This is a genomic window from Lederbergia galactosidilytica (assembly GCF_017873565.1).
Lineage (GTDB): Bacteria > Bacillota > Bacilli > Bacillales > Bacillaceae_C > Lederbergia > Lederbergia galactosidilytica.
The window spans coordinates 163,448-187,328 of sequence record NZ_JAGGKH010000001.1 but is presented as its reverse complement, the minus strand read 5'-3'; the positions used below and the strand labels follow the sequence as shown (position 1 = coordinate 187,328).

The window sequence follows — 23,881 nt, the reverse complement described above, 5'->3', positions numbered from 1 at the left end:
CGTGTCCTGTAGCAATACTGTTTTGCCCGCATCCTATGGGCCAAGACTCTGTAAGTCCGCAAGCGGAATCGTTGTTGACTTACACAAGCAGAAACCAAAAGTTTACTAGTTGCTAGACGGTGGAACTAGAAAAAACAATCGAGGAAAAACGATAAAGATTTTAAGTTTATTATCGTTTCGATTGTAAATGACTATCTACGAAAGGGTGGTTAACATGCGGAAACCGATTATTGCAGGAAATTGGAAAATGAATAAAACACTTCAAGAAGCAGTGCATTTTGCGAATGAAGTAAAGGGACAGGTACCTGCTGCTGAGCATGCAGATGCGGTGATTTGTTCCCCAGCATTGTTCTTAGGTCAGTTAGTGGATGCTGTCAAAGGAACAGATGTTAAAATTGGAGCTCAAAACATGCACTTTGAGGAAAATGGAGCTTTTACAGGTGAAATCAGTCCTGTTGCTCTAGAAGATATTGGTGCAAGTTATGTGATTCTTGGCCACTCAGAACGTAGAGAAATGTTCAATGAAACAGACGAAGGCGTGAATAAGAAAGCACATGCTGCTTATAAACATGGACTTGTTCCGATCATTTGCGTTGGTGAGACGCTAGAACAACGTGAAAATAATGAAACGAAAGAGCTTGTTGAAGGACAAGTAGTTAAGGCTCTAGAGGGCTTATCAGAAGACCAAGTGAAACAAGCAGTCATTGCTTATGAACCAATTTGGGCAATTGGAACAGGTAAATCTTCTACAGCTACAGATGCCAATGAAGTATGTGCTCATATTCGCCAAGTTGTGAAAGAGCATGTATCAGAAAGTGCAGCAGATGCGCTCAGAATTCAGTATGGTGGTAGTGTAAAACCTGAAAATATTAAAGAATATATGAATCAACCAGATATTGATGGAGCACTTGTAGGCGGTGCGAGTCTAGAAGCGGCATCTTTCCTTCAATTATTGGAGGCGGCAGCCAATGAGTAAAACAGCACCTGTTGCACTGATCATTCTCGACGGATTCGGTATCCGTAATGAAGAAAAAGGGAATGCAGTAAAACATGCAAAAAAACCAAACTTTGATCGCTATTGGAACACTTTCCCACATAATCAATTGACAGCTTGTGGGGAGGCTGTGGGATTACCTGAAGGGCAAATGGGAAATTCTGAAGTCGGTCACTTAAACATTGGTGCAGGACGAATTGTTTACCAAAGTTTAACTCGTGTCAATGTGGCTATTCGTAATGGGGAGTTTTTCAAAAACGAAACTTTTCAACAAACGATTGATCATGTAAAGAAAACGGGTAAAAAATTGCATTTAATGGGTCTTCTATCTGATGGTGGAGTGCATAGTCATATTCATCACCTTTTTGCTCTTTTAAAACTTGCAGCAGATCAAGGTGTTAAAGAAGTCTATGTCCATGGGATTTTAGACGGACGCGATGTCGGCCCACAAACAGCAGAAAAGTATATTAAAGAAACACAAGCAAAAATGGATGAGTACGGAGTTGGAAAATTTGCGACGATTTCGGGACGTTTTTACTCCATGGATCGAGACAAGCGTTGGGACCGAGTAGAGAAAGCATATCGGGCAATGGCTTACGGGGATGGACCTGTTTACCCTAACCCATTAGAAATGCTTGAGGACTCTTATGAGCATGGAATCTTTGATGAGTTCGTGATTCCATCAGTCATAACAGATGGTGATGGAAAACCAGTCGCAACGATTGATGACGAAGATTCAGTGATCTTCTATAATTTCCGACCAGATCGTGCCATTCAAATTTCTAATGTGTTCACAAATGAAGAGTTTTCTGGATTTGATCGTGGCAAAGAACGTCCGAAAAACCTTGATTTCGTTTGTATGACTCATTTTTCTGAAACAGTGAAAGGCTATGTTGCTTTTAAATCTGTGAACTTGGATAAGACCGTTGGAGAAGTGATTGCCGATAATGGAATGACACAGCTGAGAATCGCTGAAACGGAGAAATATCCACATGTTACATTCTTTATGAGTGGTGGTAGGGAAGAAACATTCCCGGGTGAAGAAAGAATTTTAATTAATTCGCCTAAAGTAGCTACCTATGATTTGAAGCCAGAAATGAGCGCATATGAGGTAAAAGATGCCTTAGTTGAAGCGATCAAGGCGGATAAATTTGATGGTATTATTTTAAACTTCGCTAATCCAGATATGGTGGGACACTCCGGGATGCTGGAGCCGACCGTTAAAGCCATTGAAACTGTTGATGAATGCCTTGGTGAAATCGTCGACTTGATTTTAGAAAAAGGTGGAAAAGCGATAATTACGGCTGATCATGGGAATTCTGATGAAGTCGTAACACTTGAAGGAAAACCAATGACAGCTCATACAACTAATCCAGTACCAGTGATCGTGACAGAAAAAGGAATAACTGTTAGAGATGAAGGAATCTTAGCTGATTTAGCTCCAACAATGTTAGACCTTCTTGGTATTGATAAGCCAGAAGAAATGACAGGACAAACATTAATAAATCGTAAATAAAATATTAAAAATTAATTTTAAGGAGAGATTGATTATGCCATTTATATCTCATGTTTATGCACGCGAAGTACTAGACTCCCGCGGTAATCCAACAGTTGAAGTTGAAGTTTATACAGAATCTGGTGCTTTTGGTAGAGCACTTGTTCCAAGTGGAGCTTCTACAGGTGAATATGAAGCTGTAGAACTACGTGATGGCGATAAAGGCCGTTACCTTGGTAAAGGTGTAGAAAAGGCAGTTCATAATGTGAATGAAGTCATTGCCGATGAAATTATTGGCCTTGATGTTACAGATCAAGTTGGCATTGACCAAACGATGATCGCACTAGATGGAACAGAAAACAAAGGTAAGCTTGGAGCGAACGCAATTCTTGGCGTATCCATGGCTGCTGCACGTGCGGCTGCAGATTTCCTTGGTCTTGAACTATATGAGTACCTAGGTGGATTCAACTCCAAACAACTTCCAGTACCAATGATGAACATCCTTAACGGTGGAGAGCATGCTGATAATAACGTAGATATTCAAGAATTCATGGTAATGCCTGTTGGGGCACCTAACTTTAAAGAAGCTCTTCGTATGGGAGCAGAAATTTTCCATAGCCTAAAATCAGTACTGAAAGAAAAAGGCTATAACACAGGTGTTGGTGATGAAGGTGGATTTGCACCAAACCTAAAATCAAATGAAGAAGCTTTAGAAACAATTATGGAAGCTATCGAAAAAGCGGGTTATAAACCAGGCGAAGAAGTAAAATTAGCGATGGATGTTGCTTCTTCCGAAATTTATGAAGATGGTAAGTACAATCTAAAAGGCGAAGGCATTGTTCGTACTTCCGAAGAAATGGTTGATTGGTACGAAGAGATGGTGAATAAATACCCTATCGTATCGATTGAAGATGGTCTAGATGAAAACGACTGGGAAGGTCATAAACTTCTAACAGATCGCATTGGGAAAACTGTCCAACTTGTTGGAGATGACCTATTTGTAACGAACACGAAAAAACTAGAACGTGGTATTCAAGAAGGTGTTGGTAACTCCATCTTGATTAAAGTGAACCAAATCGGTACACTTACTGAAACTTTTGATGCAATTGAAATGGCTAAGCGTGCCGGTTATACAGCTGTAATTTCTCACCGTTCTGGTGAAACAGAGGATAGCACAATTGCTGATATTGCTGTAGCTACAAATGCTGGACAAATCAAAACAGGTGCTCCTTCCCGTACAGACCGTGTTGCAAAATATAACCAATTGCTTCGCATCGAAGATAATTTGGGTGAAACAGCACAGTACTTGGGTGCAAAAACTTTTTATAATATTAATAAATAAGAGCTTTACGTTTACCGGGATGTCCATTTTGGACATCCTCTTTTTTTATGTCTAGAAAGAAGGATGTAAACTTGCTAAATATGTGGTGACTCCAAAGCAAGTTAGGAAAAGGAGTACTGCGAAGAAAGTGGTTGTCCCAAAATGAGGAAGCTTGTAAAAAGGGTTATAGCGAAAGATATAAACTTCTCCTAATAATGAAAGCCTCTAAAATATGTGCGGGTGCCTACTTTACTCGATTATAAGCTTGGTGCCCTCCTATTTAAGTAGGAAAAACAAAAGAACCGCCTGTGAGATAGCGAGAATGTATTCTGTCAGCAACTTAGCTATTATTTAAACCATCCTCTCTAATTATTCCTCAACTATGCCCTAGTCTTTATGGAATGGTAGAGCATTTTCCTCTTCCACAAAGATTTACTGAATTTTTTACTTCTGTTTACGATGGACTGGATAAATATCGTTTAAGAATATTTCTATTTTTACATGAATATTGTTAATTTAAGGATGATTTTCTGTTAAGGGACAAGTCATCCTTATTTTCACTAAAAATCAGGAGGGTTGCGAGATGACTAGAAAGGTATCGCTTCGAGTATTTACCATCTGTTTGATTTTAGTGTCAGTCTTTGGATTATCGGCATGTAGTTCTGGCGACAAAGGTGGGAAAGGAAAAGTGGAGCTGACATGGTTAGTTCGTAGTGATCCAGTATTAAAGCCTTGGGAAGAGAAGATGGTGAAGGAGTTTGAGGCAGAACATCCAGATATTAAAATTAAGCTGCAAGAAATTCCACAAGAGCAAATTGACCAAAAGTTACAAACAATGATAGCCGGTGGAAATGTACCAGATGTTTGGTCAGCTAATTGGGCGGACTCTGGATTTGCCACATATCAAGGGTTAGGTGCTTTACTAGATTTAAGTCCGTATATAGAAAAAGATCCTGATGCTGTTGAAGGGATAGATGAGAAGCTAATTGATATTTATACGATTGATGGGAAGAAGTATGGGGTTCCGATTTTAGCGATGGGTTCCTATGTCTTTTATAACAAAGAGTTATTCGATGAAGCTGGATTAGAATATCCTCCTACAAACTGGGATGATGAATCATGGAATTACGATACAATGGTTGAATACGCTAAAAAATTAACTAAAAATATTGGTGATAAAAACAATCAAGTTTTTGGCTTATTAAACACGAACCACGGAAATCGCGATGCTTGGCTTTGGGGAGGAGATCTTTTCAAAGCAGAGGCCTATGAAACTGGAGATATTGGGGAACCAAATGTATTAGAAGAACCAGCTAATAGACAGGCTATTCAAGCTCATTATGATTTAATCCACAAGCATAAAGTTTCCCCGACACAATCACAGTTAGATGCTGTTTCACAAATAGGTGATCCATTCTTAACTGGTCGAGTGGCGATGACGATTAACGGCGGCTGGGGCGTCCGGAGTTATCAGCCTGCAGAATTTCAATGGGGAATTGCACCAGTTCCTTACACTGTTGATGAGCGAAGAATTCCAATGTATGTCGACCCGTGGAATATTAGTGCCAAAAGTAAGCATCCAGATGAAGCGTGGGAGTTTATCAAATTTTTGACTGATCCGGAAAAAGGAGCGAAGGCATTAGTTGAAATGACGAACGAAACTCCTGCTAATAGCCAGCTAATGGATCTATGGCTAGATCATGTTGCCGAACAGGCAGGCATGACAAACGAGCAGCTAAAAGAGCTTCATGAAGGTGCTATTAAATATGGATTTGAAGCAGATAACCACTTAATACGGAATTTTTCAACGATCTTAAATACAATTAATCAAAATGTTAATGCGATATATGATGGTACAAAGGATATTGATGAAGGTCTAGAGGATTTGGATACGCAATTACGAGCTGCTGGCGATAAATAGAGAAGGGGAAACGGGACGGTGACCGTTGCCCAATGACAAAGAGCCGAAGGATGGCGGTCGCGTCTCAATTGAACATGCGAATGGATAAAGAACCTCATATAAGGAGGGATTTGAATGAAAAAGAATAAAAAGACTTTCTCCACTTTTAAAAACCAACAAAAACGAGAAGAAGTTGCCTTTTGGTTATTTATATCACCATGGGTACTTGGTTTTATCTTCTTTATTGGCGGTCCGATCATTGCCTCTCTTTTTCTTAGCTTCACAAAATATAATATTACGGATGCAATTGAATTTGTCGGTCTAAGAAACTATAAAATATTATTTACTGATGAATTGTTTTATAAATCCCTTGGTGTAACTGTTTATTATGCTGCATTGGCTGTTCCGTTTACTATTTGTGCTGGGCTGTTATTAGCCCTATTATTAAATCAAAAAATTAAAGGGCAAGCCTTTTTTAGAACGATGTTTTATGCTCCAACTGTGGTTTCTGGTGTTTCTATTGCCTTTTTATGGGCGTGGTTGTTAAATCCTGACTTCGGAGTTGTGAATTCTGTTTTATATTCAGTATTTGGTATAGATGGACCCGGGTGGTTTACAGACGCAAAGACGGTGATCCCTTCCTTTGTATTAATGCAATTAACGGCATTAGGTGGAACGATGATTATCTTTTTAGCAAGTTTGCAAAGTTTGCCTAATGAATTATATGAATCCGCTTCTATGGATGGAGCAGGGCCATTAAGAAGATTCTTTAATATCACTATCCCATTAATTTCTCCTGTTATCTTATTTAATTCGATCATCGCGATCATTAGTTCTTTTCAAATATTTACGCAAGCATATGTTGTGACTAAGGGCGGGCCCAATTGGATGTCTTATTTTTATGTGTACTATCTATTTGATACTGCTTTTGCTGATTTTAAAATTGGATACGCGTCTGCTCAAGCATGGATTTTGTTTATTATTATTTTTATCTTAACGATGTTATCACTACTCGTTTCTAAACGTTATGTCTATTATGAATCCGAAACAAGGAGGTAGAAAAAGTGAAACGAAAAAGACAGAGAAGTTATGCACCTGGCGAATTATCAGTAGCAGGGAAAATTTTAGTCTATTTTCTTATTTTACTTGGGCTACTACTCTTTATGTTCCCCTTATTTTGGATGGTGACAACTTCTTTCAAAACGCAAGGAGCGGTATTTAAATTGCCACCTGAATGGTTTCCATATCCTTTACAATGGAAAAATTACTTAGATGTGTTTTCTGACCATCCATTTGGAAAATATATATGGAATACAGTTTGGTATACGGCAATTTCTGTTTTTGCGACAGTATTTACCTCTGCGATGGTTGCCTTTGGTTTTGCTCGTTTACGAGCGAGGGGGAGTCTTGTTCTATTTGCCATTGTTTTGAGTACGATGATGCTGCCGCAACAAGTGACAATGATTCCACAGTATTTAATTTTTAACAAATTAGGATGGGTGGATTCCTATTTACCCCTTATTATACCGGCATTTGGCGGTAGTGCCTTTCTAATTTTCTTATTAAGACAGTTCTATACAGGGATATCACGAGAATTAGATGATGCAGTAAAAATCGATGGTGGTAGTTACGCTGTTTTATTTTTTCGTGTTATCTTACCACTTTCAATACCTGCGATGGCAACCGCAGCGATTATGGAATTTATGTTTCGCTGGAACGATTTGATGGGACCATTAATTTATCTGAATAATTCTGATCTGTATCCTTTATCACTTGGATTGGCTAATTTTACCGCGACTTATGCACAGACCCCATGGAATTTACTAATGGCTGGTTCTGTAATAGCTGTGCTTCCACCTTTACTTTTATTTTTCTTTGCGCAAAAATACTTTATCCAAGGGATTGTCATCTCTGGGGCGAAAGGATAGCAGAGTAAGATTTAGTTATTTATCATTTACTTTTAAAAAGTACAGGAATCTCCCTGTACTTTTTTGTTTTTAGATAAACAGATATAGTTACCTTCTACTCGTGCACAAATCTCTGATAAGATGCACAAATCCTCTACATTCGTTCAATCAAGATAAATGTGCATAAACTGGAAGATTAGTCGATTGTTTGCTTCGATGGCCTCCCGCTATAATAACGATGATTATTACTCTATAAAAAGGGGGGAGCGAAAAGTTGACAGAGTCATCAGTACAGAGTTATCTAAAAATGGATCCGAAAAAGGAGCTGAAGCTAGAAAAGAAAAAGAATCGCTATTTAGAAAATATTAAGAAGCATTGGATGTTATATGTCATGATCCTACCGGGGATAATTTTTTATGTTGTATTTAAATATATTCCTTTATTTGGTAGTGTCATTGCCTTCCAAGACTATCAAATATTTAAGGGAATATGGGGCAGCCCATGGGTAGGATTAGAGAATTTTCGCTTTTTATTTTCTTACCAAGATTTTTTTCTTGTATTAAGAAATACCGCGACGATTGCGTTTTATCAATTAGTGTTTAGTTTTCCTGCACCGATTATTTTAGCGTTACTGTTTAATGAGGTACGCATACTTCTCGCTAAAAAGACACTTCAAAGTTTGTTTTACTTACCGCATTTTTTATCATGGGTTGTGGTAGGTGGAATTGTATTTGAGCTATTATCTACTCAAGGTATTGTAAACGCTATCTTAGGGTTTTTTGATATAGAACCAATTTTATTTATGCAGGAAGAAAAGTATTTTCGAACCATTGTTGTACTTTCTGGTATTTGGAAAGAAATCGGTTGGGGGACAATTATCTATTTAGCTGCCATCGCAGGGATTAATCCCAATTTATATGAGGCAGCTTTAGTAGATGGGGCGAGTAGATGGAAACAGACGATCCATATTACGATCCCAATGTTATTTCCTACTATACTAGTATTATTCCTACTTAATATTGGCAACTTTCTTGAATTAGGGTTCGATCAGATTTTTAATTTATTAACGCCGATGACCTATTCGGTAGGGGATATTATTGAAACATATGTGTATCGGGCAGGTGTGTTACAAGGTCAATATAGCATGACAACCGCTATTGGACTATTCCAATCCGTTATTGGCTTTGCTTTACTATGGATATTTAATCGCTTAGCAAGAAAAACAGATCAGGGGTTGTGGTAATGAAAATATCAACAGGAGAGAGAACATTTCAGATCTTTAATTATCTGATTCTTATATTGGCTGCTTCGACCATGATTGCGCCGTTACTGCAATTATTGGCAGTGTCGTTCAGTTCACCGATCGCAGCTGATTCTAAGAAAGTATTTCTTTGGCCAGTCGAATTTACAACTGGCACATGGGAGCATATCCTGCAAAATACTGTGTTATGGAGATCTTTTGGTGTCACCGTGTATATTACGGTAGTTGGTACACTTCTTAGTATGTTGTTTTCTGTTTTGACAGCCTTCCCATTATCACGTAGAGAATTTTTATTAAAAAAGCCAATTATGCTGGGAATCGTAATTACAATGATATTTAACGCGCCAATGATACCTTTTTTCCTAACTGTAAGAGAGTTGGGTATGATGAACTCTTTATGGGCTCTCATTATTCCAGGCTTGATAAGCACTTTTAATATGGTAATCATTCGGACATTTTTTATGGGAATTCCAAGTGATTTGGATGATGCCGCAAAAATGGATGGCTGTCATGATTTTCGGCTTTTGTTTCAAATATATTTACCACTCTCAAAGCCTGTCCTTGCTACAGTCAGCTTGTTTTATGCTGTCGGTTATTGGAATACTTTTATGAGAGCCATTCTCTTCATACGTGATCCAAATTTATATCCACTGCAGTTAAGACTGAGAGAATATTTCGTGGCTCCAGAAGAGTTAGCAGCTGTCAATCTCATTGTCGGGGATTTTGATTTTAATACGACAACACTAAAAGCAGCCACGATCATCTTTGCGACAATACCGATTGTACTTGTTTACCCTTATTTACAAAAATATTTTGTAAAGGGTGCGGTATTAGGCTCACTGAAAGAGTAACGAAATACTATAAAATGTAGGTGGGGGATGACTCATGAATAAAAAAGGTAGAAAGCTTTGGGGATTAGGCATTTTATTGTTTATAGTTTTAATAGTACTAGCTGCATGTAACGACAATAAAGAAGTGAATCAATCAGAGAATGGTGAAAGCGTTGAGGACGATATTGTAAAAGTTAAAGTTTACAAAAGTCATTTAGGGAAAGGAACAATTCCCAATAGTGATGATGCACATGTCCAATACATCGCTGAAAAAACAGGTGTTGAATATGAGTTAATAACGACTCCTGCAGGTTCCGATCCGGCGGAACAATTAAATTATATGATTGCCTCAGATGAATTACCAGATATTTTACGTCCAATTGGCGGTGTTGAACAAACCTTGATCACCCAAGGAGGAGCTTTAGCACTTGATGATTTATTACCTGAATATGCCCCAAATGTATGGAAAAACATACCTGAAGAAGCATGGGATGTCGTTAGGAGTGCTTCAGAGGATGGAAAGATCTATTATATCCCTAAAGTATTCCTTGTCCCGGAAAGAGCGCCATTAATACGGCAAGACTGGCTTGATGCGGTTGATTTAGAAATGCCGAAAACCGTGGAAGAATATAAAGAAATACTTATTGCTTTTCGCGATGAAGATCCAAATGGGAATGGAGAAAAAGATGAATTGCCCACATCAGGAAGAGAATTTGGCAAATGGATGGATCATCTCTTCGCCATGTATGGTGTAGCAATGTGGGAGGGTAATCCTGAATGGGATATTTATGACGGCCAGATTAATTACGCAGGCACTTCAGAAAATATGAAGGCTGCCATTGCATTTATTCGCGAGTTATATGAAGAAAAATTATTAGACAATGAAACATTTTTGAATAAGGGTGAGGTATGGACGGCGAAAATTAATACTAACTTAGTAGGTAGTTGGTATCATTTGCCAGCAAATTTACATGACCGTTATGAAGCCATGAAGGCGGGAGCACCAGATGCTTATGTCGTTGGAATGCCTTTACCTAAAGTGGACGGATTTAAAGGATTTGTAACTCAAAAAAGTATGGGAGAAGCAGAGTGGATGATCCCGCTTGCGTCAGAAGATAAGGCGGTAGCAGCTTTAAAATTACTAGATTTTTTTTATGCTGACGAAAATGAAGAGTTCGTAAGGTTTGGGATAGAAGGAGCACAGCATAAAATGGAAGATGGTAAAAAGGTATTAATACCAGCTACAGATGAAACACCGATTGCATTAGGGATGAGAAATTTAACTACAGAAGAAGATATGGAAAAAAGAATTGAGGAAACATTTCCAGAAGATCAGCAAACAATGGTAAAAGATATCTTTTCCGTTAGTACGCAAGATGCAAGAAGAATTGCTGGAGATGGCTTGCCAAGTACTGTATACGACGGTTTTCCTGATATTCAATCACATAAATTATTCCAAGAATATTTAACAAAAATAGTCATTGGTCAATGGCCGATAGAAAAATTTGATGAATTTGTGGAGAGATGGAAAGCATCTGGTGGTGATACTGTAACTGAACGGGTTCAAGAATGGTATGACAAGGTTAATTAATAATACTCGTAGACACCTTAAGACTAAATCATTATTGATGAAAATTGGAATGTAGATTGAGAGGCTAAAGGATAAAGCCTCATGTAGGTAAAACTTTTGAGGCTTTATCTTGATACAGGTTTGCCTGTTTTAAAAAGCAAAGCGTTTGCTAGATAAGAAATTTACATAAAGTAATAGTGTTTTGAATAGAAAAAGGTTAACAAAGTATGTTGGGTTTTACGTATTTGCACAAATAAGGTGGAGAAAGACAAGCCCATAGTATGTTGTAATTTGGATAATAAGATCTTGCAAAAGGTTGATATTATCTAAATGGGGGGCTGGATTTACTATGCAGGAGAATGAAAGTGGTTCAGTGGCAGTAGAGAAGCGGAGAACAATTCATATGATTGCTGAATTTGAAAGGACAGAGAGGACCAATGGAATAAAAGCTTTTAATCCATCTTCTGACGGATTGTTTTGAGGCAGCAATCAGAAAAGGTGCAAAATGTTTGCAAATGGATTTTGATCCTGTGATATGAAATCGTTGTTAAGATCATTTGCCAATATTAAGATATGGAAAACCTTTAGAGGAGGTATCATAATTGAGAACATTGACGCTGATATTATCGATTATGTTCTGTCTAATTATCTTCCCTTTATTTAGTACTCCGGCGAAAGCAGATAATAGTAAACTACCAGCATTTCCGGGAGCGGAAGGATTTGGCTATGCTTCAGTAGGAGGGCGCGGTGGGGAAGTCTATCATGTAACAAGTCATGAGCTTACAGGTCCAGGTACTTTCCATGATGCACTTATGACAGCTGGAGATGTTCCGCGAACAATTGTATTTGATATATCAGGTGAAATTACGATTCCAAAGACTGTAGTAAACAATAAATCCAATATTACAATTGCCGGACAAACCGCACCAGGAGACGGGATTACCATACGTGGGAATACACTTCGTTTCATTAATTCGCATGATATTATTATTAGGTTTGTTCGTTTTCGTATGGGGGCACAAACGGATTTTAATGATGATGCGATGTATATTGAAGATAGTCAGAATGTTATTATTGATCACTGTACATTTTCCTGGGCTACGGATGAAGTGTTATCGATTAAAAGCAAAAACTATGAGGAGCCTAAATCAAAAAATATTACAGTTCAATGGTCGATTATGTCAGAAGGCCTTCTAACCCATTCAATGGGTGGATTAATTGAAATGAATACGATTACGATGCATCATAATGTCTATGCACATAATAATGATCGAAATCCCAAAACCAAGGGACAAATCGATTTTGTGAACAATATTGTCTATAATTGGGGCCAATATCCATATGTAGCAGGAGGGGAATCAGGCACGAAAGGTTATGGAAATGTGGTTGGCAATTATTTTATTGCGGGTTTAAATTCTAAAGATCCTGAATATGCAATTGTGAGAGGAAATGAAAACTATCAAGTATTTCTGGAGAATAATCGGCTTGATCATAATAAAAATGGCATTCTTGATGGGACAGACAGAGAGACTGATATGGTGGAGGTTGAAAGGCCAAGTGTAATCGTTCCAAAACGGTTTGCATATCCATTGGTGCATACACAAGAACCTGAAGAAGCTTATGAATTTATATTAGATCATGCAGGTGCATCATTATCTCGAGATGATGTAGATAAACGTGTGATTGATAGTGTAAGAGATCAAACAGGTGTGATCATTGGACATGAGGATGATGTAGGTGGCTATCCAAAACTGCAAAAGGGGACACCTTCTATTGATTCAGATGGTGATGGAATGCCTGATGAATGGGAAAACGCAAATGGGCTAGATCCTCATGATCCAGCAGATCGAAATGAAGATATGCATGGAGAAGGTTATACAAATCTTGAATATTATTTAAATGAACTGGCGCAAGCAAGCTTTCCAGTAGATTACCCTACTTCACCACCAGAGTGGGCAGGACCACCGTTTACACCACCAACAGAACCTACTCCCGAACCCGATCCAGAAGAATCCTCATCTGAAACTTTACTAGGAATGGATGGAGAATGGCTCAGAAATGTATTGATCAAGGATAATAGTAAGAATGGAATCGATAATGCCAAAAAATGGTCGATTGAGAAGAATTTGCAAGTCGGGGATTTTGTTGCAGGAGATCGATTGACAGGTAGCAGCATTTACCGATTTACAACGATACCAGATGAGCTTAAAGGGATGGAATGGATTCGTTCAGCTGTTAATTCAAGAAGTGCCTCTAATGATGATCTAGTCTCTTTTTACTTAGTGGCAGATACAGACGTATATGTTGCCCATGATTCTCGAATAGGCTCAATACCTGGCTGGCTAACATCTTATGAGGAAACGGGGGAATTTATAGAGGACGACCAACCCGTTAGTTTTAAACTTTATAAAAAACATTATCCTGCTGGTTCGTTTGTTGTAATGGGCAATAATAATAACACCAAGCAAATGAATTATTTTATTGTTCTTAAACCAACAAAATCAGATGAGCGACCCCCTACAATGGCCCCGACTGAATTAGAAGGGGAAATTTTGGATGATGCTACTGCGTCTTTAAAATGGTTTTCTATAAATGATTCAGACACCTATTTAATTTATCGTTCCACTTCAAAGGAGCGGTTGAAGGCGATGGCCACTTCTAAGTCGGCAAACTTTGTCGATAGTTCAGTTGAGCTGGGATACACTTACTATTATAAAGTAGCCGCTCTAAATGCGGCTGGGGAGTCCCCTAGTTCAAATGAGATAGAACTTGCTGTTTACGATCGATCACAGCCTGCTCCAGCCACACCTAAAGAGTTAGAAATTTTAAAAGCAAAAAGTATGTCAGTTGAATTAAGTTGGGAAGCTGTTGAGGATGTTACCGGCTATTCGATATATAGAGCGAACGGGGAACAAGGTACTTATAAAAAAATAGCTCATACGGTGATGGCAGAATATACGGATGAGCAACTTACTCCTGATACAAAGTATTATTATAAAGTATCGGCAACTGGAGTAGGTGGTGAGTCGAAAAAGTCAAATAGTGTCAGTGCTAAAACCGGTCCACCAGTTGTTCTCCCAGATATTCCATCCGGGTTAACGGCAGGAAAAATCTCCACTACAACTTTTGAAATATTCTGGGAAGAGGTCGGCATGGCAGAAAGTTATAATATCTACAGAAAGGCAAATGAAGAAAAAAACTTTTCGTTGATTGCCAATACAAGTTCAACTAGTTACGTAGATAAAAGTGTTAGTAACAATCAATCTGGATACATTTACAAAATTTCAGCCTTAAACGAAATAGGCGAAACAGACCATTCGAAGGAGTTAGTGATTGCTATGCCGCTACCCCAAGTCCCGATAGAATTAAAAGTTGGATTAGTCGGAGAAACATTTGTCGGACTAATTTGGACATCAGGTGGTGGGGGAAATCAATTTAATATTTATCGAGAAGCAAACGGTAAAGTAGAAAATGTTGGCTATGCAAAAGTTGAGACTTTTTACGATCGAACGGTTGAGCCAGGGGTTGAGTATACCTATTATCTTAAAGCAGAAAATGCGAGGGGAGAATCGGAGGCATCCAATAAGGTAACGATCACCCCAAAGCAAGTTAACACTGCCAGTATGAGAGCTTTCGTGGAACAGTTCAAAGAAACGGGAGAATGGAATGATGAGAAATCAACTCATGCCCTCACCCTTCATTTATCTGCAGTTGAAATTTATGAAAAACAAAATAAAAAGGAAAAGGTTGTAAAACATATGGAGAGTTTCAAGCAATTGGCAAAAAAGCATAAGGATGGCCAAGTACTTCCTATTCATCTATATAACATTCTCAAGTCATATGCAAATGCCATGATTAGTAAATGGAAAGCTGAGTAAAAATTTCTTATCTCCTTGCTCGACTAATGGGAAAATTAAGAAAACAACTAAGGATTCTATAATTAGGCATGTAGTATACTATAAAAAAGAGGGGGGAATACATGCCTAATTTATTTCAAAAATGGTTTAAATACAACTTACTGAAAAGTCAGATGGGCCTCATATTATTTTTAACGATCACGATTTTTCTTATTATTCTAATCGTCAGTATTACATCGTATATTACATCTAAATCTGTTCTTCAAGAACAACTAAATGATCCTCAACAACAAATGTTACAGATCAGTATGAATTTTATTGATGAAGTAATCAATGAAAGTAACAGGATTGCAACGGAAGTCGCATTAGATGGCCATGTCTACGAATTCCTTACAAGTAATGAGCAGAACTCTTATGAGACGATTACAAGCATTTATAAAATGTTATCCTCTTCGATAAACAACTCTTCCAATATTAAGAGTATCTATGTATACGATATGAATAATGGGAGTTTTGTAACGATCCCCCATGGCTATAGTGCAACGAAAAAGACTTTTGTGGATTCTGAATGGATCGATGTAGCTGATGAATTGAAAGATAAGATGATGATTGTGAAAAAAAGAGAGGTACCAGAAGGGGCTAAAAGTAGTGGATCAGAAATTACCTTATTTCGAAAAATTTTGATCCATGGTGAATTTAAAGGCTTAGTCGCTGTTAATTTAAAGCAAGAAAAATTATTCGCTAAAATCAATCCACCGCAGCTAACGGGTTTGGAAAGTACCCGCTTTATTCTCGATGAACAAAATGAAATTCTTTATTCCGTATCAAATTATTCAGTTGATCAGCAGAGCCTTGAGAATAGTATTACCAATCTTAAAAAGGAAAGATTAGGAGAATTTATTTTTAAAGATGAAACTCTATTGGCCAGTCAAGTGCAATCTCCGGTTACAGGTTGGCAGTATGTTTCGCTTGTTACCCAGGAAAGTATCCTAGAGAAGTCTTGGAAGGTTGGTCATATTGTATTTTTAGTATCATTCATTGCTCTTTTTATTGGAATGATTGCTGTGCTTTATATAAATATAAAGGTCTTCCGGCCAGTTTTTCGCATGAAACAGTTATTTATAAGGAAGGAGCGCGATATTTCGAAACAAGGTTTAAACGAATTAGAGATTGTAGCTGGTCAATTAATCCATGATCATGCTCATTTAGCTAAAACCTTAAATACGATCAAACTTGAGGCATCTTCAAAATTTCTTCTTGATATTTATCAAGGAGAAGTAAAATCAAGCGAGGAAATAAAAGAAAAGTGGAATGATTATTTCAGAGACTGGCATAATCATCGTTTAGTTGTGGCGATTATTTCTATTGATAATTATCCGTTATGGTTAAAGAAATTTCCGAGTACAGATCATTCTCTATTAAAATTTGCCTTGCAAAATATTATTTCAGAAATTCTTACAGAACAATTCTATAATAAATGTGTGGATTTTGGTCAAGGGAAAATGGCTGTCTTATTCCAATATGATGGACCACCGGATAATCTAGTAAATAGTTTTATGAAAGCGGTATCTACCACTGAACGGTTATTAGGTTTTAGTGTATCTGTGGGGATTAGTCATTCGAAGCAAAAAGTAGAAGACATTAAAGAGGCTGTTTTAGAAGCGGAGTTAGCGCTTGGATATCGACTCTATAAAGGATATGGAAGTGTTATCGATAGTCATAAATGCAATGTGAAGAGCCCTCATCTAACAATTAAAATGGAACCTATGTTAGCACAATTGGCTGAAGCAATTATTGGAGGCGATGAAACTCAGGGAGAGAAGATTGTGGAAGAAATGATTCAAGAATTTCGCAATAAGCAATACTTCCCAACGAGTGTTCAAGCTAAATTAAACGATATAATGGCTGTCATTTGGGGTAAAAAGCAAACAGAAATTCAAGCCGAATCCACTAGAACAGTACTAGATCATGTAGCTACTAGTTATTTAGATGATATCAGGGCTTTTTTAAAGGAAGAGGTTAGACAAGAAAGCCAAAAGTGGAAAAAGCAAGCAGAAAACAAAGAGAGTATTCTGTGCGAGAAGATGATTACCTATATGGAAAACCACTTAGCTGAAGCGATCGGAATTACAGAAATTGCTGAATCGATTGGGATAAGTGTTAGCTTGGCAAGCCAAATTTTTAAAGAGAAAATGGACGATACGATTTATGGTTATTTAACTAGATTAAGAATTGAGAAGGCTGAGGAATTATTGTTGAATACAGATAAAAAAGTCGGCACCATTGCTTTTGATGTGGGATATCAACATGAGAATAGCTTTATTCGCGTCTTTCGCAAATATAAAAATACGACACCTGGTAAATACCGTGAAATGTTAAGAAATAAAAAGCGACCTTTAGCTGAATGAGCTTAATTATAAATAAAGGGGTGTAATTATGGATAGAAAATGTTTAGTTGAACGACATAATCCGAACATTAATAAGATCGAGCCACTTGCACCATTATCGGTTGGCAATGGGGAGTTTGGTTTTAGTTTTGATTTTACAGGGTTGCAGACGTATCCAGAGGCATATGAAAGTCCACTTGGAACGCAATCCAATTGGGGCTGGCATTATACAGGGGGGAAAGACTTATATACTGAAGAGGATATCCGTTACCAAAGTTTTGCTACATATGGGAGGCAGGTACAATATCCGATGAAGCCAGAGGATCGTGAAGAAGCTTATCATTGGTTAAGACAAAATCCTCATCGCCTACAGCTAGGAAGAATCGCATTTCGGTTTTTAACTGAAGATCATCAGGAAATTCCCGTTGAGAATATTGAGCATATCCATCAAGAGCATCATTTATGGACAGGGATTGTGGAAAGTCAATATACCGTTGATGGGGTGCCTGTTAAGGTATATACAGCTTGTCATCCTGATGAAGATATTATTAGTCTAAAAATAATATCCTCCTTATTAAAATATCAGAGAATTCAAGTGAGACTTTTATTCCCTGCTCCTGATGTTACGGACAATGCATGGGCGAAAGCCACTTTTCCCGATTGGGAGGCAGATGATCGACATCATACCGAGATTGTCGAAAAGGATGAACAATCTGTTCTCTTAAAAAGAGTTCTTGATGATGATTCCTATCAAGTGTCTTGGCACTGGGAACAAGGAAACTGGAAGCAAACCGATCGACATGAATTTACCTTATCTTCGGACGGAGTGTCTCCCGAACTATCTTTTACCATATCATTCGCTTCTGAAGATCCTGCTTATGTAGAGAGAAAGGCTGTCTTTTCAGCAAGTCAAAAACACTGGGCAGATTTTTGGCAAACAGGTGGAGCGATTGATTTTTCAGGGAGCACTGACCCAAGGGCAGTTGAATTAGAGAGAAGGATAGTTCTTTCACAATACTTATGTGCGATTCACAGTGGAGGAGCATTGCCACCGCAAGAGACAGGGTATATGTATAACAGTTGGTTTGGAAAATTCCATTTAGAAATGCATTGGTGGCATGCCGCTCATTTTCCATTATGGGGACGCGCTCATATTCTTGAGAAGAGTTTAGCTTGGTATAATACAATCCTTCCATTGGCAAAGGATTTAGCAACAAGTCAAGGATATGAGGGCGCAAGATGGCCGAAAATGGTGGGAATTGATGGTAAACAAAGTCCTTCTCCAGTCGCTCCAGGATTGATCTGGCAACAACCGCATCCAATTGCACTAGCAGAATTGCTTTATGAGGCTAATCCAACGGAGGAATTGTTGGAAAAATATAAGGAGATGGTTTTTACATCAGCGGATTTCATGGCTTCTTATGCACAATGGGATGAAGAAAAAGGCGCCTATGTACTTGGCCCCCCACTAATCCCTGCTCAAGAATGTCACCGAATGGAAGAAAGTATGAATCCGCCGTATGAATTAGAGTATTGGAAATATGGATTAGACATTGCAATAAAATGGGCAGAAAGATTAACTGTAAAGGCGAATCCTGCGTGGACGAAAGTAGCCCAATTGATTTCCACGCCACCTGTTAAAGAAGGAGTCTATCTTGCGCATGAGAATTGTGAACAGACCTATACTGAGAAAAATCATGATCATCCATCTATGGTAGGGGCTTTGGGCATTTTATCGGGAACATTAATAGATAATGAAATGATGAGAAATACACTCATAAAAGTTTATAAAGAGTGGGATTGGGAAAGTGCTTGGGGCTGGGATTTTCCGATGTGTGCGATGACAGCCGCTCGATTGGGAGAAAAGAAATTAGCTGTAGATTTTTTATTAATGGAAGCGACTAAAAATACTTATTTAGCGAATGGTCATAACTATCAACGCCCAGGCTTAACAGCTTATTTACCGGGAAATGGCGGCTTATTGACAGCGGTAGCGATGATGGCATGTGGTTGGAAAGCTGCACCAAATGCGCATGGCCCAGGTTTTCCAAATGATGGGGAGTGGAAAATAAAGCACGAAGGTCTCCATGCTTGGTTATAGAAAAAACGGTAAAAATATAGATGCTGTTGTTGTTAGGACAGCAGATCCAAAGACAAATAAAGCAAGTTTTACCCTAAAAACAAGCATGAGAGAATGCTCACAACTAAGCATGGCAAAAGATATAGCAGGTCCCTTGTCCATAAGGCGGTGTGAGCGAAGCCACTTCAGTTTCATAAATGAAGTGTACTTCCCATTTATTTACTCATGAGTGATGAATAGATATTCTTTGGCGTAGTTCCGCCCCCTTTTCCACTGAAAAAAATATTATGTAAGTAATTTCTATTGATATCTCTTTCGAAAAAGAGTAATATACATTTAAAGGCTACATTGTTCGTACCTTTAATTAAGTTTTTCACCTAGTTAGAATTTAGGGAGTTTTACATTGAAACTGAAATGACAAATCTCTGTCTATAAGACATGGAGGACAAGCAGGAAGGTTTCTGCAAACACCCACTTAGTCAAGTGGTGTATAAAACTTCTTTAAGTTAGATACGGCAAATGTGGCTTTTAAAATGGCCTATGATCCAGCTTCAATTTGAAGCTGGTTTTTCATTATTAACAAGCTAGCTTCTTTCGGGTGATTATATTATAGAATACATATGCAAGTATGTTGATAAAAAATATAACTTGTTCATTTATCTCGTTTATGTTACATTTATGTTAACGTTTTATGTTCGTTTTAGGGAGGGAATTTGGTGCACACACTGCTCATTGTTTTATTATTGATTGATTCTATCGCACTTATAGGTGTTGTTTTACTTCAATCTGGAAAGAGTGCTGGACTCTCTGGAGCTATTTCTGGAGGCGCTGAGCAATTATTTGGAAAGCAAAAAGCGCGAGGAATGGATTTGATACTTCAACGTACGACGGTAATCCTTTCAGTTTTGTTTTTTATATTTGCTATTGCCGTGGTTATGTTTGAATAAATACTTGAATTCGAAACCTGGTCAATATTGGCCAGGTTTTTTATTTTTTTGGCTATTTTAGTTCGATAAGTTCTACCACTTAGTTATAGAGAAATTAGCAGAATAACGATCATTTTTCTGGATTGTTCGCTCGATCTTTGTTTAAACTAAACTAAGAGGTCCACCGGATAGATATAAAGAAATGGAGTTTTGAAAAATGAAGATTAAAGCACCACAGCCATTTACATTTAAAGCAGGTAAGAGAGCTGTCTTATTATTACATGGATTTACAGGAAATAGTGCGGATGTTCGGATGCTAGCACGTTTTCTTGAAAAGAAAGGTTATACAAGTCATGCACCTATCTATAAAGGACATGGTGTTCCGCCCGAAGAGTTGCTTCATACAGGTCCAGAGGATTGGTGGCAGGACGTGATGAATGGTTACCAACACTTAAAAGATTTGGGACATGAGGAAATCGCTGTTGCCGGACTTTCGCTTGGTGGTGTTTTTTCTTTGAAACTGGGATACACTGTACCTGTAAAGGGAATAATTCCCATGTGTGCCCCCGTATTTTTTAAAACAGAGGAAGCAATGTATGACGGAGTTGTACAGTATGCAAAAGAATATAAACAATTTGAAGGAAAATCAGCGGAACAAATTGAACAAGAAATGATTGAATTTAAAAAAACACCCATGAACACTTTAAAAGCTTTACAGGAATTGATTGCGGATGTTCGAGGATCTGTAGATATGATTTATAATCCCATGTTTGTCGTACAAGCAAGAAATGACCAAATGATTAATCCAGAAAGTGCCAATATCATTTACGATGAGGTGGAATCATCCCAGAAAGATATTAAATGGTATGAAAAATCTGGACATGTGATTACTTTAGGTCCGGAAAAGGAAATCCTTCATGAGGATATTTATCAATTTCTCGAAAGCTTAGATTGGACGGAGTAGGTGACCAAGGAGGGCTTGGAAATGGATGAGAATAGACAGATTTTTATAGATAAAGTATTAGATTATCTGCAGGAAAAAGCAAAACCGCTCACTGTTAGTGAGATCGAAGAGGATTTACAAGTTACAGAGGCTGAAGATTTTAAAAGTCTTGTAAAGGCCCTTGTTTATATGGAAGAGCAAGGTATGGTAGTGAGAACAAGAAGTAATCGCTATGGTTTACCAGAAAAGATGAATTTGATGCGGGGAACTTTGTCAGGGCATTCGAAAGGTTTTGCTTTTTTAGTTCCAGATGATAAAAGCCTTGATGATGTCTTCATTCCACCTCATGAGAAGAATGGTGCTATGCATGGGGATCATGTTTTGGTCCGGATTGCAAACGAAAGCAAAGGAACACGACGGGAAGGTACAGTCGTTCGAATTTTAAAACGTGGTTCTGAAAAAGTTGTCGGAACATACTCTGAATCTAAATATTTTGGCTTTGTGATTCCCGATGATAAAAAGATTGCCGACGATATTTTTATTCCAAAAAATAAGAGCATGGGGGCGATCGATGGTCATAAGGTTGTTGTCCATATTACAACATTCCCTGAAGATCGGAAAAATGCTGAAGGAGAAATCACTGAAATTCTTGGGCATAAAAATGATCCGGGTATTGATATCTTATCGATTATCCACCAGCATGAACTCCCGCTGGCTTTCCCAGAAGAGGTCATGGAACAAGCTAACCAAATACCGGATGTTGTTGATGAAGAGGATATTCCCAATCGGCGCGATTTACGGGATCAAGCGATTGTGACAATTGATGGAGCAGATGCTAAGGATTTAGATGATGCAGTCACCTTAACCCGTTTAGAAAATGGTCATTATAAATTAGGTGTGCATATTGCTGATGTGAGTTACTATGTTCGTGAGGGAGACGCGATTGATCGGGAAGCTTATGAGCGCGGTACAAGTGTTTATTTAGTAGATCGTGTGATTCCAATGATTCCCCATCGTTTATCTAATGGTATTTGTTCACTAAATCCACAAGTCGACCGCTTTACAATCTCTTGTGAAATGGAAATTGATGGTCAGGGGGAAGTAGTGAGCCATGAGATCTTTCCCGGATTAATTAAGACGACAGAGCGAATGACCTACGAAGCTGTGAACCGTATTTTAATCGAGAAAGATGAAGAATTACGGGAGAAATATGAACCCCTTGTCCCGATGTTTGAGTTGATGGAAGAGCTTCAAGGTGTTTTACAAAAGAAACGAATGAAGCGCGGAGCCATTGATTTTGATTTTAAAGAGGCTAAGGTTTTAGTGGATGAGGATGGAAAACCGACTGATGTAGTGATACGTGAACGATCGATTGGAGAACGGATCATTGAAGAATTTATGTTAATTGCTAATGAAACAGTGGCAGAGCGTTTCCATTGGATGGATGTTCCATTTATTTATCGGATTCATGAAGATCCAAAAGAAGATAAACTGCAAAGATTCTTTGAGTTTATTACAAATTTTGGATTGATTGTCCGTGGAACGGCAAATTCTGTACACCCACGTGCTCTTCAAGAAATCATTGAGACAGTTAAAGGGAAACCAGAAGAAATGGTGATTTCCACAGTTATGCTACGCTCGATGCAACAAGCGAAATATGATCCAGAAAGCATTGGCCATTTCGGTTTATCAACGAAGTTCTACACTCATTTTACATCGCCTATCCGCCGTTATCCTGATTTAATCGTTCACCGTTTGATCCGAACGTATTTATTTGAAGGAAAATTGGATGAGCAAACACGAGAAAAATGGAATGCAGAGCTTTCAGATATTGCGGATCATACATCTAAGAGAGAACGTCGTGCCGTTGAGGCGGAACGAGATACAGATGAAATGAAAAAAGCAGAATATATGGAAGACAAGATTGGGGAAGAATTTGATGGAATTATTAGTTCCATTACCAACTTCGGTTTATTTGTCGAGTTGCCTAATACAATTGAAGGTCTTGTTCATGTAAGTTATATGACAGATGATTACTATCATTATGATGAACGACATTTAGCCATGATAGGGGAAAGAACAGGAAGTGTCTACCGCATTGGTGATGAGATTACTGTCCGGGTAATCAAAGTTAATAAAGATGAACATGATATTGATTTTGAAATTGTGGGAATGAAACAGAGGCGACCTAAGCAGGATGGTGAAACAAAACCACAAATCCTTAAATTGAAAAAGGGAAATAAATCTAAGGGGCCACAGGGAAGCCAATCTGATGAAGAATGGTCTACAAGACCGCCACGGAAAAAGAAGAAAAAAGCTTATCGTAATAAAAGCAAAAAAGCAGGCAAGAAGAGTCGATAGCGATGTAGGGGGAGTGACTTCTACCCTTTTTCTTCTTCGTGTATAATAA

General features: G+C 38.1%; 16 protein-coding genes and 1 other RNA gene. All 17 read left to right on the top strand.

Features of this window, described 5'->3' with window-relative positions:
- The first annotated feature begins 214 nt into the window (after window positions 1–214).
- Window positions 215–976 (top strand): triose-phosphate isomerase, encoded by a 762-nt coding sequence (gene tpiA / locus J2Z23_RS00800; protein ID WP_057984053.1) that lies wholly within the window; start codon window positions 215–217, stop codon window positions 974–976.
- Window positions 969–2,510 carry a 2,3-bisphosphoglycerate-independent phosphoglycerate mutase gene (gene gpmI / locus J2Z23_RS00795; RefSeq protein ID WP_057984055.1) on the top strand — a complete coding sequence of 514 codons (1,542 nt, stop codon included), beginning with the start codon at window positions 969–971 and terminating at the stop codon, window positions 2,508–2,510. Before tpiA ends, gpmI begins: the two co-directional genes overlap by 8 nt.
- Window positions 2,511–2,544: 34 nt before the next feature.
- Window positions 2,545–3,831, top strand: coding sequence for a phosphopyruvate hydratase (gene eno / locus J2Z23_RS00790; protein WP_057984057.1), 1,287 nt, complete (start codon window positions 2,545–2,547; stop codon window positions 3,829–3,831).
- Between the two features lie 562 nt (window positions 3,832–4,393).
- A complete protein-coding gene (locus J2Z23_RS00785; protein WP_057984059.1) occupies window positions 4,394–5,731 on the top strand; it encodes an ABC transporter substrate-binding protein in 1,338 nt (445 codons plus the stop codon).
- A gap of 114 nt (window positions 5,732–5,845) precedes the next feature.
- On the top strand, window positions 5,846–6,769 hold the full coding sequence (locus tag J2Z23_RS00780) for a carbohydrate ABC transporter permease (RefSeq protein ID WP_083492348.1): 924 nt from the start codon (window positions 5,846–5,848) through the stop codon (window positions 6,767–6,769).
- Window positions 6,770–6,774: 5 nt separating this feature from the next.
- Window positions 6,775–7,638, top strand: coding sequence for a carbohydrate ABC transporter permease (locus tag J2Z23_RS22135; RefSeq protein ID WP_238456198.1), 864 nt, complete (start codon window positions 6,775–6,777; stop codon window positions 7,636–7,638).
- Between the two features lie 286 nt (window positions 7,639–7,924).
- On the top strand, window positions 7,925–8,860 hold the full coding sequence (locus J2Z23_RS00770; protein WP_209973100.1) for an ABC transporter permease: 936 nt from the start codon (window positions 7,925–7,927) through the stop codon (window positions 8,858–8,860).
- Window positions 8,860–9,729 carry a carbohydrate ABC transporter permease gene (locus J2Z23_RS00765; RefSeq protein ID WP_057984063.1) on the top strand — a complete coding sequence of 290 codons (870 nt, stop codon included), beginning with the start codon at window positions 8,860–8,862 and terminating at the stop codon, window positions 9,727–9,729. The genes J2Z23_RS00770 and J2Z23_RS00765 overlap by 1 nt, the downstream gene beginning before the upstream one ends.
- Window positions 9,730–9,763: 34 nt before the next feature.
- Window positions 9,764–11,299: an extracellular solute-binding protein gene (locus tag J2Z23_RS00760; RefSeq protein ID WP_209972943.1), complete on the top strand. Its 1,536-nt coding sequence runs from the start codon at window positions 9,764–9,766 to the stop codon at window positions 11,297–11,299.
- Window positions 11,300–11,627: 328 nt separating this feature from the next.
- Window positions 11,628–11,759, top strand: coding sequence for a hypothetical protein (locus J2Z23_RS22500; RefSeq protein ID WP_274380133.1), 132 nt, complete (start codon window positions 11,628–11,630; stop codon window positions 11,757–11,759).
- A gap of 121 nt (window positions 11,760–11,880) precedes the next feature.
- Window positions 11,881–15,156, top strand: a complete 3,276-nt coding sequence (locus tag J2Z23_RS00755; RefSeq protein ID WP_238482546.1) for a fibronectin type III domain-containing protein — start codon at window positions 11,881–11,883, stop codon at window positions 15,154–15,156.
- A gap of 101 nt (window positions 15,157–15,257) precedes the next feature.
- On the top strand, window positions 15,258–17,543 hold the full coding sequence (locus J2Z23_RS00750) for an AraC family transcriptional regulator (protein WP_209972941.1): 2,286 nt from the start codon (window positions 15,258–15,260) through the stop codon (window positions 17,541–17,543).
- A gap of 28 nt (window positions 17,544–17,571) precedes the next feature.
- Entirely contained in the window at window positions 17,572–19,623 is a 2,052-nt protein-coding gene (locus J2Z23_RS00745; protein WP_057984068.1) for a hypothetical protein, read from the top strand.
- Window positions 19,624–19,939: 316 nt separating this feature from the next.
- Window positions 19,940–20,134: non-coding RNA, 6S RNA (gene ssrS, locus J2Z23_RS22865), on the top strand.
- Between the two features lie 184 nt (window positions 20,135–20,318).
- Window positions 20,319–20,549, top strand: a complete 231-nt coding sequence (secG, locus tag J2Z23_RS00740) for a preprotein translocase subunit SecG (RefSeq protein ID WP_057984073.1) — start codon at window positions 20,319–20,321, stop codon at window positions 20,547–20,549.
- Window positions 20,550–20,745: 196 nt separating this feature from the next.
- Complete coding sequence (locus tag J2Z23_RS00735; RefSeq protein ID WP_057984074.1) at window positions 20,746–21,492, top strand: alpha/beta hydrolase; 747 nt, start codon at window positions 20,746–20,748, stop codon at window positions 21,490–21,492.
- Between the two features lie 21 nt (window positions 21,493–21,513).
- The gene (gene rnr, locus J2Z23_RS00730; RefSeq protein ID WP_057984077.1) at window positions 21,514–23,832 is read left to right on the top strand and encodes a ribonuclease R; all 2,319 of its coding nucleotides are present in this window, start codon (window positions 21,514–21,516) and stop codon (window positions 23,830–23,832) included.
- Window positions 23,833–23,881: the final 49 nt, after the last annotated feature.

What these genes read in the sequence shown, in the direction of transcription:
- tpiA (WP_057984053.1), top strand. Translation starts at nt 215, where the DNA reads ATGCGGAAACCGATTATTGCAGGAAATTGGAAAATGAATAAAACACTT.
- gpmI (WP_057984055.1), top strand. Translation starts at nt 969, where the DNA reads ATGAGTAAAACAGCACCTGTTGCACTGATCATTCTCGACGGATTCGGT.
- eno (WP_057984057.1), top strand. Translation starts at nt 2,545, where the DNA reads ATGCCATTTATATCTCATGTTTATGCACGCGAAGTACTAGACTCCCGC.
- J2Z23_RS00785 (WP_057984059.1), top strand. Translation starts at nt 4,394, where the DNA reads ATGACTAGAAAGGTATCGCTTCGAGTATTTACCATCTGTTTGATTTTA.
- J2Z23_RS00780 (WP_083492348.1), top strand. Translation starts at nt 5,846, where the DNA reads ATGAAAAAGAATAAAAAGACTTTCTCCACTTTTAAAAACCAACAAAAA.
- J2Z23_RS00770 (WP_209973100.1), top strand. Translation starts at nt 7,925, where the DNA reads ATGGATCCGAAAAAGGAGCTGAAGCTAGAAAAGAAAAAGAATCGCTAT.
- J2Z23_RS00765 (WP_057984063.1), top strand. Translation starts at nt 8,860, where the DNA reads ATGAAAATATCAACAGGAGAGAGAACATTTCAGATCTTTAATTATCTG.
- J2Z23_RS00760 (WP_209972943.1), top strand. Translation starts at nt 9,764, where the DNA reads ATGAATAAAAAAGGTAGAAAGCTTTGGGGATTAGGCATTTTATTGTTT.
- J2Z23_RS22500 (WP_274380133.1), top strand. Translation starts at nt 11,628, where the DNA reads ATGCAGGAGAATGAAAGTGGTTCAGTGGCAGTAGAGAAGCGGAGAACA.
- J2Z23_RS00750 (WP_209972941.1), top strand. Translation starts at nt 15,258, where the DNA reads ATGCCTAATTTATTTCAAAAATGGTTTAAATACAACTTACTGAAAAGT.
- J2Z23_RS00745 (WP_057984068.1), top strand. Translation starts at nt 17,572, where the DNA reads ATGGATAGAAAATGTTTAGTTGAACGACATAATCCGAACATTAATAAG.
- J2Z23_RS00735 (WP_057984074.1), top strand. Translation starts at nt 20,746, where the DNA reads ATGAAGATTAAAGCACCACAGCCATTTACATTTAAAGCAGGTAAGAGA.
- rnr (WP_057984077.1), top strand. Translation starts at nt 21,514, where the DNA reads ATGGATGAGAATAGACAGATTTTTATAGATAAAGTATTAGATTATCTG.